13 protein-coding genes are annotated in these 12,678 nt (G+C 67.7%); 9 read left to right on the top strand and 4 right to left on the bottom strand.

Annotated elements, in window-relative coordinates:
• Positions 1-49: 49 nt before the first annotated feature.
• Entirely contained in the window at positions 50-784 is a 735-nt protein-coding gene (locus tag I3K84_RS12890; RefSeq protein ID WP_196994693.1) for a zf-TFIIB domain-containing protein, read from the top strand.
• A gap of 6 nt (positions 785-790) precedes the next feature.
• Here the strand turns inward: I3K84_RS12890 and I3K84_RS12885 are convergent, their stop codons facing one another.
• Entirely contained in the window at positions 791-1,687 is an 897-nt protein-coding gene (locus tag I3K84_RS12885; RefSeq protein ID WP_196994692.1) for a LysR family transcriptional regulator, read from the bottom strand.
• A 135-nt stretch (positions 1,688-1,822) separates the two neighbouring features.
• Here I3K84_RS12885 and I3K84_RS12880 point away from each other — a divergent pair, with 135 nt between their 5' ends.
• The 8 genes from I3K84_RS12880 to I3K84_RS12845 all read left to right on the top strand — a co-directional run bounded on the left by I3K84_RS12880 (position 1,823) and on the right by I3K84_RS12845 (position 8,573).
• Positions 1,823-2,932: a ring-opening amidohydrolase gene (locus tag I3K84_RS12880; protein ID WP_196994691.1), complete on the top strand. Its 1,110-nt coding sequence runs from the start codon at positions 1,823-1,825 to the stop codon at positions 2,930-2,932.
• Positions 2,929-3,153 carry a DUF4089 domain-containing protein gene (locus tag I3K84_RS12875; protein ID WP_196994690.1) on the top strand — a complete coding sequence of 75 codons (225 nt, stop codon included), beginning with the start codon at positions 2,929-2,931 and terminating at the stop codon, positions 3,151-3,153. The genes I3K84_RS12880 and I3K84_RS12875 overlap by 4 nt, the downstream gene beginning before the upstream one ends.
• Entirely contained in the window at positions 3,150-4,535 is a 1,386-nt protein-coding gene (locus tag I3K84_RS12870) for an AtzE family amidohydrolase (protein WP_196994689.1), read from the top strand. Before I3K84_RS12875 ends, I3K84_RS12870 begins: the two co-directional genes overlap by 4 nt.
• A gap of 12 nt (positions 4,536-4,547) precedes the next feature.
• Positions 4,548-4,928, top strand: coding sequence for an oxalurate catabolism protein HpxZ (gene hpxZ, locus I3K84_RS12865; protein WP_196994688.1), 381 nt, complete (start codon positions 4,548-4,550; stop codon positions 4,926-4,928).
• A 169-nt stretch (positions 4,929-5,097) separates the two neighbouring features.
• Positions 5,098-6,027 (top strand): ABC transporter substrate-binding protein, encoded by a 930-nt coding sequence (locus I3K84_RS12860; RefSeq protein WP_196994687.1) that lies wholly within the window; start codon positions 5,098-5,100, stop codon positions 6,025-6,027.
• Between the two features lie 41 nt (positions 6,028-6,068).
• Positions 6,069-6,923, top strand: a complete 855-nt coding sequence (locus I3K84_RS12855) for an ABC transporter permease (protein ID WP_196994686.1) — start codon at positions 6,069-6,071, stop codon at positions 6,921-6,923.
• A complete protein-coding gene (locus I3K84_RS12850; protein ID WP_196994685.1) occupies positions 6,916-7,713 on the top strand; it encodes an ABC transporter ATP-binding protein in 798 nt (265 codons plus the stop codon). Before I3K84_RS12855 ends, I3K84_RS12850 begins: the two co-directional genes overlap by 8 nt.
• Positions 7,710-8,573: an alpha/beta hydrolase gene (locus I3K84_RS12845; protein WP_196994684.1), complete on the top strand. Its 864-nt coding sequence runs from the start codon at positions 7,710-7,712 to the stop codon at positions 8,571-8,573. The genes I3K84_RS12850 and I3K84_RS12845 overlap by 4 nt, the downstream gene beginning before the upstream one ends.
• On the opposite strand, the gene I3K84_RS12840 is transcribed toward I3K84_RS12845, so the two are convergent.
• From I3K84_RS12840 to I3K84_RS12830, 3 genes are all read right to left on the bottom strand, one after another.
• Positions 8,512-9,240 (bottom strand): GntR family transcriptional regulator, encoded by a 729-nt coding sequence (locus tag I3K84_RS12840; RefSeq protein WP_196994683.1) that lies wholly within the window; start codon positions 9,238-9,240, stop codon positions 8,512-8,514. The genes I3K84_RS12845 and I3K84_RS12840 overlap by 62 nt on opposite strands.
• A complete protein-coding gene (gene atzF, locus I3K84_RS12835; protein WP_196994682.1) occupies positions 9,240-11,099 on the bottom strand; it encodes an allophanate hydrolase in 1,860 nt (619 codons plus the stop codon). Before atzF ends, I3K84_RS12840 begins: the two co-directional genes overlap by 1 nt.
• Before the next feature lie 135 nt (positions 11,100-11,234).
• A complete protein-coding gene (locus I3K84_RS12830; RefSeq protein ID WP_196994681.1) occupies positions 11,235-12,521 on the bottom strand; it encodes a solute carrier family 23 protein in 1,287 nt (428 codons plus the stop codon).
• Positions 12,522-12,678: the final 157 nt, after the last annotated feature.

The following is a 12,678-nucleotide window of genomic DNA, read 5'->3' as shown; positions in this document are numbered from 1 at the left end:
CGGCCCGGGGTTAACCCTGAGGCGGCGCGGCGCTACGATCGCCGCCACCATGCCCTTCACGCCGCGCTGCCCCTCCTGCCGCCAACCTGCGGACATCCGCCGCTTCAGCGCCTCCGACGGGCGCACGCTGGAGCTGGACCTGTGCTTTGCCTGCCAGGGCATGTGGTTCGACCCGCAGGAAAACACCCGCCTGGCGCCCGCCGCCGTGCTGGAGCTGTTCGCGCTGCTGCATGAGCGCGGCGGCGACGCCCATCGCCCGGTGTCCGAGCGCCTGCAGTGCCCGCGCTGCAACAAGGCGCTGGTCAAGGGCTACGACGTGGCGCAGGGCGGGCGCTACATCACCTACCGCTGCGCCGCGCGCCACGGGCGGTTTTCCACATTCGGCTCGTTCATGGTGGAAAAGGGCTTCGTGCGCCACCTCTCGAAAGTGGAGATCGAGGCCCTGGCTGAGCGCGTGGGCACCATCGGCTGCACGAGCTGCGGTGCCGCAGTGGACATTCGCCACGACCACGCCTGCCCCTACTGCCGCTCGGCCCTGTCGCTGCTGGACCCGCAGGCCGTGGACAAGGCCCTGGCGCGCCACGGCCGCGCGACGCGCCAGGACGTGGCGCCGCAGGAGGGCCGCACGCCCGACGCGCTCGCCGACGCGCTCGTCGCGCTGGAGCGCAACCGCACGCGCGAGGAGCGCGCGCGCCAGCGCGAGCGGCTGGAGGGGCGCGGCGACGAGCGGTTCGACCTGCTCACCGCGGGCATCGAGCTGGTCTGGTCGCTGCTGCGGCGATAGCGTTGCTTACTCCGGCGCGCCTGCCTGCATCCGTAGCGCCATCTGCTGGGCGAATTCGGCGGCGGCGGGGGGCAGCACGCGCTGTTGCAGGGCCAGCAGAGCCACGGCGGCGCTGTGGAGCCGCCGCTCCTTGAGAGGAACGAACCGCAGCCCCTCAGGTGGCGAGTCGTCCACCACCACCTGAAAGCCAACGGCATTGCCCAGGCGGATATAGCCGTACATCAGCTCGAACGAGTTGGATGACAGCACGACCCCGGGCTTGAGGCCCGTTGCGGTCATCAGCCGCTCCAGGATGGCGCGCCCTGCCAGGTCGTGGCCCGGCAGGACGGCCGGGTACTCGAAACAATCCTTCAGCTCCACCCCGGCCCGCTGCGCAAGCGTGTGGCCCGCGGAAACGACGGCGGCCATGCCGCAGGGCATCCTGGCCAGCGTATCCATGCCGTGGTGCGCAGGCGGGTTGAAGACGATACCCAGATCCACCTCGAACTGGCCCAGGGCCATGATCGCCCTTTGGTGGTCGAGCACCTGGACCTCGAAATCGACCAGAGGGTAGCGTTGCTGAAACTGGTGCATCGCTGCGGGCAGGAAGGTGCTGGCCAGGGCTTGGCTGACGGCCAGCTTCACGCTGCCACGGCGCTTGCCCCGCAGGTCCTCGATCTGTGCGCGCACTACTTTCAGGTCGGAAAGGCGTCGGCGCGCGTAGCCGAGGAACAACTCGCCCTCGGGGGTCAGGCGCACGCCGCGCGGCAGGCGCTCGAACAGCGCGCAGCCCAGCTCCTCCTCCAGGTCCTGGATGCGCCGATTGACGGCCGATGCATCTACGTGCAGGCGCTCGGCTGCACCCCGGAAGGAGCCGCAGCAGGCCACCGCATCCACGTAGGTCAGAAAACGCACATGTTGCATGCGGAGACTCAAGCAATGTCGATGCCAGAACGGCAACGGGGCATCCGCGAAAAAGCAGGGTTTCGGCAACGATCTGGCATGCCCATTGCAGCGTTGGCAGGCATCGCCAGCCTGCTGGCTTCCTGGATGACTCCTATGCACCACATTGATGCCTTTCGTATCCCCTGTTCGGGCCCGGGCGACGCCACGGGCCTGCAAGACCTGTTGTCCCGTGGCGTCCTTGCGGCCGCCGACATCGTTGCCGTGATGGGCAAGACGGAGGGCAATGGCTGCGTCAACGACTTCACCCGCGAATACGCCACGAGCGCGCTCGCCCAGTGTCTGGGCGGCTGGCTGGGCATGGCGCCTCAGGACGTTCAGCGGCGCGTAGCCTTCGTGATGTCGGGTGGCACGGAGGGCGTGCTGTCGCCGCACTGGACCGTGTTCACACGGCGTGCCGCGCAGCCCCATCGTGCGGCGAGCGGCGATAAGCGCCTGACCATCGGCATCGCGTTCACGCGCGACTTTCTTTCCGAGGAAATCGGCCGGATGCCGCAGATCGAGGCAACGGCCGCGGCCGTGGCACAGGCCATGCGCGACGGCGGCATCGACGATGCCAGCGACGTGCATTTCGTGCAGGTCAAATGCCCGTTGCTGACCTCCGCGCAGATGGCGCAGGCCCGCGCGCGTGGCGCTGTGACCGTGACGGCCGACACCTATGAGTCGATGGCGTATTCGCGTGGCGCCTCCGCGCTGGGTGTGGCGCTGGCGACCGGGGAAGTGGATGCCGCGCAGGTCGGCGATGCCGTCGTGCTGCGGCAATGGCAGTTGTACTCGTCGGTCGCTTCGGTCTCAGCCGGCATCGAGCTGGATCACAACGTCGTCATCGTGATGGGCATGAGCGCGCGCGCCAGCAGCGATCTGGTTGTGGCGCATGCCGTCATGGCCGACGTCATCGACGCTGGGGCCGTCCGTTCGGCCATGACGGCGCTGGGCCTTTCGCAAACGGATGGCATCGTCAACGTATTCGCCAAGGCTGAGGCCAGCCCGGATGGCGTGGTGCGCGGGCAGCGGCACACCATGCTGGTGGATTCGGACATCCATTCCACGCGGCATGCGCGCGCGGCCGCAGGGGCTGTGGTCGCATCGGTGGTCGGTAACGGCATGGTGTATGTCTCGGGCGGGGCTGAGCACCAAGGCCCGCCGGGCGGCGGGCCGGTGGCCGTGATCGCGCGAGCTCACCAGGCCGGGGAGGGCGGGGCATGACCGATTCCGCCGCTGGATCGGCCCTGGTGCCCTACGTGCTGACGGCCGCCAGGCTAATGGAAGTACCGCTCGACCCCGTGCGCGCATCGGCCGTTGCCGCGCACCTGGAGCGCACGGCGGCCATGGCCCGCCTGCTGGAAGAGTGCGGCGCGCTGGATGTCGAAGACGAGCCGGCAGAGATCTTCTGCCCCGCACCCTTCCCGCTGGAGGGGACGCCATGACACCCGAAAAAACGTCCGAAATCGTCCAGGCCTTCCGCAGCGGCCACGCCAGCGCGCGCGAGCTGGTGCAGCAGGCACTGGACAGGATCGAGCGGCTCGATGGCACGGTCAACGCCTTCACTGCAACGACGGCCAAGCGGGCGCTGGCGCAGGCGGACCGGCTCGACGGTCAGCGTCGACGGGGCGATGCGCTGCCTTCGCTGGCCGGGGTTCCGTTCGCTGTGAAGAATCTCTTTGACATCCAGGGCCTCCCGACACTCGCTGGCTCGCGCATCAACCAGGACCGGCCCCCCGCCACGGAGGACGCCGTGCTGGTTCAGCGGCTCGAGCAGGCCGGCGCGGTGTTAGTGGGCGCGCTGAACATGGACGAGTACGCCTACGGCTTCACCACCGAGAACAGCCACTACGGAGCGACTCGCAACCCGCACGACCCCAGCCGCATCGCTGGCGGGTCTTCCGGAGGCAGCGGCGCGGCGGTCGCGGCCGGACAGGTGCCGCTCGCGCTGGGCTCCGACACCAACGGCTCCATCCGCGTGCCGTCGTCGCTGTGCGGGGTCTGGGGCCTCAAGCCGACCTTCGGACGTCTGTCGCGGCGCGGCACCTATCCCTTCGTGCACAGCCTCGACCATCTCGGCCCGCTCGCCGATTGCGTGGACGGGCTGGTGCATGCATACGATGCGATGCAGGGCCCGGATGCGCTCGATCCGGCCTGCCACGCTCGGTTCGCCCAGCCTGCCGCGCCGCGTCTGAGCGAGGGGCTGCAAGGGTTGCGCATCGGTGTGCTGGGCGGCTATTTCCACGCGCTTGCATCCCCTGCTGCTCAGGAGGCCTCCGCGCTGGCCGCGATGACGCTCGGCGCGCAGGATGTGGTGCAGTGGCCTGCCCCGGACCTGGCCCGCGCCGCCGCATTCATCGTGACCGCCAGCGAGGGCGGCAGCCTGCATCTGCCCAACTTGCGCACGCGACAGCAGGACTTCGAACCGCTTTCGGTGGACCGCTTCATCGCGGGGGCGCTGCAGCCCGCCCACTGGTACCTGCGCGCCGTGCGCTTTCGGCGCCAGTACCGGGACAGGGTGCATGCGCTGTTCCGCCGCTGGGACCTGCTGATCGCCCCCGCCACGCCGATGACGGCGACCCCCATCGGAACCGAATGGCTGGAATTGGGGGGCCAGCGCTATCCCTGCCGCGCGGCCATCGGCTTGCTGACGCAGCCGATCTCGTTTGCTGGCTGCCCCGTGACCGTTGCACCGCTGTGGCCCGCGGCCGGCCATGGCCTGCCGATGGGCGTGCAGCTCATCGCCGCGCCCTGGAACGAGACGCTGTGCCTGCGCGCCGCGCATGTACTGGAACGTGCAGGCATTGCCAGCCCAAGACCCACTTGAAAGGAGAAACCGATGGTTATCAACCTGCCCGACGTGATGGAAGAAGTCAGCCAGCAGTTCGCGCGCTATGAACGGGCACTGGTGGGCAACGACGTGGCCGAGCTCGACGCCTTGTTCTGGAACAGCCCTCACACCCTGCGCTACGGCGCGGCGGAGAACCTTTACGGCTACCAGGCCATTGCGCAATTCCGCGCCAACCGGCCTTCGGCCGGACTGGCGCGCCGCATCGTCCGCACGGCCATCACCACCTTCGGCCGCGACTTCGCCACAACCAATATCGAGTTCCAGCGCGTAGGTGGTGACCCCACCGGCAGGCAGAGCCAGACGTGGGTCCGCATGCCAGAGGGATGGCGCGTCGTGGCCGCGCACGTCAGCAACCTGGGTTGCGCCTAGATGCACCAGTTGGCGGCGCGATGCACCAACCAAGGGCCCGCCGCCGGCACCAATACCCCCGCAGCCCACCTCCTTGGCTGGCATGGAGTTTGCGGAGGTTCTGCCAAGCCTTGTGTACAAGCAAGTATTCAAGCTCCGTTGACCCTCCGCCATATTGAAGGAAACCAGCATGTTCTCTCGACGCACTCTGATGACGGCCCTTGCCGTATGCACCCTGGGCCTGTCGGCGCCGGCGCAGGCCCAGGACAAGGTCATCAAAGTGGGGACGCTGAAGCTGATCCACGGCATCACGCCCTACTTCTACGATCAGTTCACGCCGGCCGGCTACAAGGTCGAGATCGTTCCCTTCGAGACCCCGACCGACGGCAAGAACGCGGTCGTAACCAAGTCGGTTGATTTCGGCACCTTCGGCCTTGCAGCAGGCACCCTGGGCGCGGCCGTGGGCGAACCCGTCACCATCATCGCGCCCCAGTCGAACGGCGGCATGGCGATCGTGGTGAAGAAGGATGCCGGCATCGCGGCGTTCAAGGCGCTCAAGGGCAAGCGCGTGGGCATCTTGCCAGGCACCACGCAGGAAGCCGTATTCCTGGAGCGGCTCAAGGCCGAGGGCATGACCATCAAGGACGTGCAATCGGTGCGCGTGTCCTTCAGCGAAATGGCCGGCGCGCTGGCGCGTGGCGATGTCGATGCCTATGTGGGAGCCGAACCGGGACCATCCATCAGCGTCAGCAAGGGCGTAGGAGCAGTGCTGGAGCTGCCCTACAGCACCCCGGCCGGTTCCATCAACATGGTGATGGCGACGCATGCCGACACTCTCAAGAACGATCCTGAGCTGGTGCGCAAGTTTCTCCAGATGCATAAGAGCGCCACGGAGTTCGCGAATGCCAACCGGCCCGCGCTGGTCCAGAAGGCGGGAGCTGTCCTGGGCCTCGCTCCCGCCATCGCCAACCTCGCGGCCGACAACGTCGAGCTGGTCTGGAAGATCGACGATGCCTATGTGGGCCGCGCCAAGTACTACGGCTCACTGATGCTCGAGCGCAAGCAGATCCGCAAGCTCCCCAGCTACGACACCTTCATCGCCAAGGGCTTGGCGCCCTGAGCCGTTCCGGCCGTTATTGAGCGCCTTCCAGGAAAAGCTGCATGTCCACTCTCGAAGCCCCCTCCGCGCGCCTGAACGCGAATGCCGGTTCGCCGCGCCAGCCTGGCCGGTTCAAGCCGCTGTTTTTCACCTGGGCACTGCCGGCCTTGCTGCCGATCGGCCTGCTCGTGGCCTGGGAGCTGGCCGTCCGCCTGACGGGGACCATGCTCGTGCCGCGGCCCGAAGAGGCGGCCCTGATGCTGTGGGATTTCGCGTTCGGCGGGATCTATGACGACGCGTTCAGCGAAACCCTGTTCACGCACTGGATCAAATCCATGTCGCGGGTGTATGGCGCCTTCGCGCTGGCGGCACTGGTCGGCATTCCGTTGGGGCTGGTCATCGGCAAGAACGCCACCGCCCGGCGCTTCATCGACCCGACGCTGCAGATGCTCCGCCCCGTTCCGGTGACGGCGTGGCTGCCGCTGTCGATGATCTTCTTCGGCGTGGGGCCCAACGCGGCGGTCTTCCTGGTCTTCCTCGGGTGCGTGTTCCCGATCGTGATCAACACGACCTTCGGGGTACGTTCGGTCGAGGGGCGCCTGTTCGAGGCCGCCGCCATGCTGGGCTGCCAGGGGCCGCAGATGTTCCGGCAGGTGGTGCTGCCGGCCGCCATGCCTTCCATCTTCAACGGGCTGCGGCTGGGCCACGGCATCGCGTGGTTTCTGATCGTGGTCGGCGAAATGACCGGCGTACCCCAGGGCCTGGGCGCGGCCATCATGGACGCCCGCATGCTGTCGCGCACCGACGTGGTCATCGCCGGCATGGTGGTCATCGGCTTCACCGGCTTCGTGACCGATCGCATATTGGTCGCCATCAACAACCGTCTTCTGCGGTGGAGCCCCCAGCACAATGTCTGATCCGATATCCAAAAACCGTTCTGTGCCGATCCTCAGCATCCAGGACCTGGACAAGATTTTCCACCTCAACGGCAACCCCATCCACGCCCTCAAGAACGTCAACCTGCAAATCCAGAAGGGCGAATTCATCTGCCTGATCGGCGCTTCCGGGTGCGGCAAATCCACACTGCTGCGCATCATCGGCGGCTTCGAGCAGGCGACCTCGGGCGTGGCCCGCCTCTACCATGCGCCCATCCAGGAGCCAGGCTCGGAACGCGGCATGGTCTTCCAGGACTACGGCCTGTTCCCGTGGCTGACCGTGCGTCAGAACATCGCTTTTGGCCCCAAGCAGCGCGGCCTGCCGGCGGCCCGGCTCCGGGAGATCTCCGACCACTATCTGGACATGGTCGGTCTCACGCGCTTTGCCGACCACTTCCCCAGCCAGCTCTCGGGTGGCATGAAGCAGCGGGTGTCGATTGCCCGGGTGCTGGCCAACGATTGCGACGTGTTGTTGATGGACGAGCCGTTCGGCGCGCTCGATGCCCTGACGCGCGAGGTGCTGCAACAGGAGCTGCTCAACATCTGGGAGAAGACCAAGCTGACCGTGATCTTCGTCACACATGCCGTCGAGGAGGCCGTCCTGCTTGCCGACCGCGTGGTAGTCATGACGGCGGGGCCGGGGCGCGTCGAGCGCGACTACACCATTCCGCTGGAGCGCCCCCGCCGCATCACGGCGCCGGAGTTCAATGCAGTGCGGCAGGAACTCACGGACATGCTCAGCAGCCACGTGTCGCACGCCAAGGCGGCATGACGGTGGTCCGAGACTTCGCCGCGCTGCCTGCGCACGAACGCGATGCGGCCTACGACAACACGCGCGCCGTTCACGACAGCGCGCGGCAGTTGCGCGCCTTCGACGAGCGCAGCGGCCGGATGGCCGCGCTGGGGCATGCGCAGCTCGACATCCGGTACGGCCCGTCCGAACGCCAGGTTTTTGATTTCTTCCCTGGCAACCAGGAGGAACCCACCCTGCTGTTCATCCATGGCGGGTACTGGCAGATGCGGCACAAGAATACCTTTCGCTTCATCGCGGAAGGTGCAAACCAGCATGGTTTGCACGTGGCGTTGCTGGGCTACACCCTCGCGCCCCAGAGCAGCCTGCGTGGCATCGTCGAACAGGTGGGTATGGGCATCGCGGCGGTGGCTTCGCATGCGCGGCATGAGGGCGGAAGCGGAAAGATCCTGCTGTGCGGCTGGTCTGCCGGCGGACATCTCGCGGCGATGGCGTTGGCGTCGCCGGATGTCGTCGCGGGCCTGGGCGTCAGCGGCATTTACGATCTGGAGCCCATCCGCCACACGTATCTCAACCAGGCCCTGGGGCTCGATGCCGGCGAGGCGCAGGCTTTGAGCCCGATCGCCCTGCCCGCGTGTGGCAAGCCGTTCGTCATTGCGCATGGCGCGGCAGAGCTGCCGCACCTACAGGCTCAGAGCACGGCCTTCGCAGCGTACCGGCAGCTCTGCCCCGGGGCGGTCATCGCCGTGCCGGGGGCCGATCATTTCAGCATCCTGAACGCGCTGGCCGCGCCGCAGGGCCTGCTGTTGCAGGCCTTGATCACGACAGCGGCCAACCATCCCCACGGCCTTGGCGCGCAGCCTGGAGCGTGTGCAGGGTGATTTTCTTGACCTCTTCGCGGCTGATGGCGATGTGCGTGCGCAAGAAAGCCTTAGCCGCCTCGGTGTCGCGCTTTTGGAGCAGTTCCAGGATCTGAACGTGCTCGTCGTACGCGGCAGTGATCCGGTAGTTGCGCGTGAACTCCAGCCGGCGCACCACCCGGATGCGCTCGGTGATCTCCCGGTGAATACGTGCCATCTCCGCGTTGCCGCCGAGCGCCACCAGGGCCATGTGGAAGGCCTCGTCGAGCTGCGATACCTGCGTCAGATCGGCTAGCCGCTCCGGCTGCGGCACGCACCAGATGCGCCGCAGCCCGCTGAGCGCCGCCTCGGGGTCGTCCTGCCGCGCTATCGCGTCCAGCGCCGCGCATTCGAGCACCGATCGCACGTCGTAGAGCTGCTCGAACACCGAGAAATCGATGGCATTCACCAGCCAGCCCAGTTTGGGCACAACCGAGATATAGCCCTCCTGCTGAAGCCGGAACAGGGCTTCGCGCACGGGCGTGCGGCTCATGCCCAGGCGGGCGCTCATGCCGTTCTCGGTGAAGCGGTCGCCGGGCATGAAATGGAACTCGTCCAACTCCCGCCGGATCTGCTGGTAAGCCGTGACCGCGAGGCTTTCCGTCCTGGGCAAGCCGAGCGCATCCGCGTGGGCATCTCTGGGGTTCATCACCGTCCTGTGGGCTCTTGCTGCTCCAGGCTTTGACTATAGGCCCGCCAGCCGCCGAATGCAGTGATGTCCTCGGCGCACTCCAGTTCCGCCGGCTCGCAGATGAAGCCCTTGACCATGCGGCCGTCGGCCAGCTCGACGTTGCCGATCCCCAGCGGCCGAGGCACCTCGGCCGTGAACTCGCCGAAGGCGTGCGGGGCGAGCGCCCACAGCTCCACCGCAATGGGCGCACCCTGTCCCGGCATGCGCCGCAGGCCGGGCTTGCGCGGCGTCGTGCCGGGCAGGGCGTACAGCCGGTAGTCGTCGGCCGATGTGTAGGTTTCCTCCAGGAAGCGTCCGCCCCGGCGGGTGAGCTGGTGGTTGAGCGGCATGCCGCGCAGGTGCGCGCCCACCACGGCCACCACGATCTCATCCGCGCCTGCTGCATGGCGCGCCGGCGCCGGGGTGTGCGCGGCGCTTGCCACGCCGGGCGCTCCCGGCGGAATCTCCTGCGCGGCCTGCCAGCGCAGGCCGAAGTCGGCCAGCGCCCAGTCATGCCATGCCGGTGCGATCAGGGTCAGGCCGGCCGGCAGTCCGTCCTCGCGCAGGCCCGCCGGCAGGGCCAGGGCGCACAGGTCCGCCAGATTGGTGAAGTTGGTGTAGATGCCCAGCGCCGCGTTGCGGCTGACGGGCTCGTCCATCAGTTGCTGGATCGTGAAGATCGAAGGCGTGGAAGGCACGGCCAGCGCGTCGACTTGCGCCAGCGTGCGACGGATGGTGCGCGCAAGCGCGGCGCGCCGGTATTCGGCGCGGAAGGCATCGCTGGCCGAATAGCCGGCCCCCGGTTCGATGACGGCCCGCACCGTGGGATGAACGGCCTGCGGCTGCTGTTCCAGCAGCGGCGCGATGGCAACGTGGCGCTCGGCCACCCAGGGCCCCTGGTACAGCAGCTGGGCCAGTTCCAGGAAGGGCGCGAAGTCGATCTCCACCAGCTCGGCACCCTGCGCCCTGAGCCGCTGGAGGACGTTCGCATAGTGGCGGGCTGCGGCCTTGTCGCCGCAGAAGTCGGGTTCCGCCGGTATCGCCAGCCTGGGGCGTTGGGGAAAGTGCGCCACGGCCCCCTCGGGCCGTGCGAGGCTGTAGGGGTCGGCTTCGTCGCATCCCGCCATGGCCTGCACGGCCTGGGCCGCATCCTCCACCGTCAGGGCGAACGCGGTGATGCAGTCCTGTGTCCTGCACGCCGGCACGAGGCCGGTGGTGCTGACCCAGCCCTTGGTGGGCTTGAGCCCCACGATGTTGTTGAAGGCCGCGGGAACGCGGCCGGAGCCCGCGGTGTCCGTTCCCAGCGCAAAGGGCACCAGCCCGCGCGCGACCACGCTGGCGGAGCCGGAACTGGAGCCGCCGCTGATGTAGGCCGGATTGAACGTATTGGGCACGACGCCATAGGGCGAGCGCGTGCCGACCAGCCCGGTGGCGAATTGGTCCAGGTTGGTTTTACCGACCAAGATGGCCCCCGCCGCCTTCAGGCGCGCAATGGCTTCGGCGTCATGCTCCGCCACGTAGGCGAACGCGGGACAGGCCGCGGTGGTGGGCCAGCCCGCCGCATCCAGGTTGTCCTTCGCCGCGAACGGAATACCGAACAGCGGCAGGCGCGCCCGGTCGCCCCCCAGGCCGGCGAGGCGCGCATCGAGACGGGCGAATTGCTCGCGGAGCTGTTCGGGCGCCGCAATGGCGATCCAGGCCGGATCGGCCGCATCCAGCCCTGCGACCAGTGTGCCGATCAGCAGCGCGGGGGACAACCCGCCCTCCCGGTACGCGTGCTGCCATTGCGCAAGCGTCCAGCCGATGGTCGAGGGAAGAGAGGTGGTGCCAGCAGTCATGGGGGTGAAAAGCAGATTGGTATACAACAGGGAATACCAAGCAAGCGCCATGCCTGGGCGATGCACCTTGCCGGGGAGCGGCGGGCCGCGCCGCCCCCCATTGGGTGCATCCTCCGATGCACCCCGCCCGCTTCTTTACTTACCGCGGTTGAGCACCGCGTAGAGGAGGATCGCTCCGAAGGTCGCGGTGCCGATGCCGCCCAGCGCGAAGTCGCCGAACTTCAGCGTGAACTCGCCCGTGCCCAGGATCACCGTGATCGCCGCCACGATGAGGTTCTTGTTCTGCGAGAAGTCCACCCGGTTGTCCACCCAGATCTTGGCGCCGGCAATCGCAATCAGGCCGAACACCACGATGGACACGCCGCCCATGACCGGCAGCGGGATCGCCTGGATCAGCGCGCCGAACTTGGGCGAGAAGCCCAGCAGCACCGCCAGCAGCGCCGCGACCAGGAACACCGCCGTGGAGTAGATGCGCGTGGCGGCCATCACGCCGATGTTCTCGGCGTACGTCGTCACGCCCGTGCCGCCGACCGCGCCGCTCACCATCGTCGCCACGCCGTCGCCGATGAAGGCGCGGCCCATGTACTGGTCCAGGTTCTTGCCGGTCATGGCCGTCACGGCCTTGATGTGGCCCAGGTTCTCGGCCACCAGGATGATGACCACCGGCACGATCAGCAGCATGGCGGGCGCGCTGAACACGGGCGCGTGGAACTGCGGCAGGCCAAACCAGGCGGCGTTGGCGATGCCCGATACGTCGATCGGCTTGCCCAGGCCCATGCCGTTGGTCAGCAGCGCGTACAGCAGGCTGGCGATGATCAGTCCCACCAGGATCAGCAGGCGCTGCAGCATGCCGCTGGTGAATACCGCCACCAGCGCCACGCACACGAAGGTCAGGGCCTGCATCCAGGCCTCGAAGTTGTTGGCCGCCATGTTCTTGATGGGGATGCCGGCCAGGTTCAGCCCGATCACGGCCACCACCGCGCCGGTGACCACCGGGGGCATGAAGCGCTCGATCCAGCCCGTGCCCACCAGGTGCACCACCACGCCCACCAGCGTGTACACCAGGCCGCAGGCGATGATGCCGCCCAGCGCCACGCCGATGTTGGCGTTGGGCCCCTTGCCTGCATAGGCCGTGGCCGCGATCACCACGCCGATGAAGGCGAACGACGAGCCCAGGTAGCTCGGGACCTTGCCGCCGGTGATGAGGAAGAAAATCAGCGTGCCGATGCCGCTCATCAGCACCGCCACGTTGGGGTCGAACCCCATCAGGATGGGCGCCAGCACCGTGGCGCCGAACATGGCGATGACGTGCTGGATGCCCATCAGCCCGGTCTGCGCCCAGGGCAGCCGCTCATCCGGTCCGATCACGCCGCCACCCTGCAGCACCTGCGCCGGGCGCTCATTCCATTGCAAAAGGGCCATGGGGCTCTCCTTGTGTGAAAGCGCTGATTTTAGAGGTTAGATGGGCCTCTGGCGCTTGTGTGGCAAGCGCAAACAGCTATCAAATCAGGAGTGTGCCGGAGTGCGCTATCACCCAGGGGTGCCAGACGGGCCCATCGCCGCCGGCCTGCCGAGCGTG

Origin of the sequence: Diaphorobacter sp. JS3051, assembly GCF_015832135.1 — a bacterium.
GTDB classification, from domain to species: Bacteria; Pseudomonadota; Gammaproteobacteria; order Burkholderiales; family Burkholderiaceae_C; genus Diaphorobacter; species Diaphorobacter nitroreducens.
This window is presented reverse-complemented; position numbering and strand designations above follow the sequence as displayed.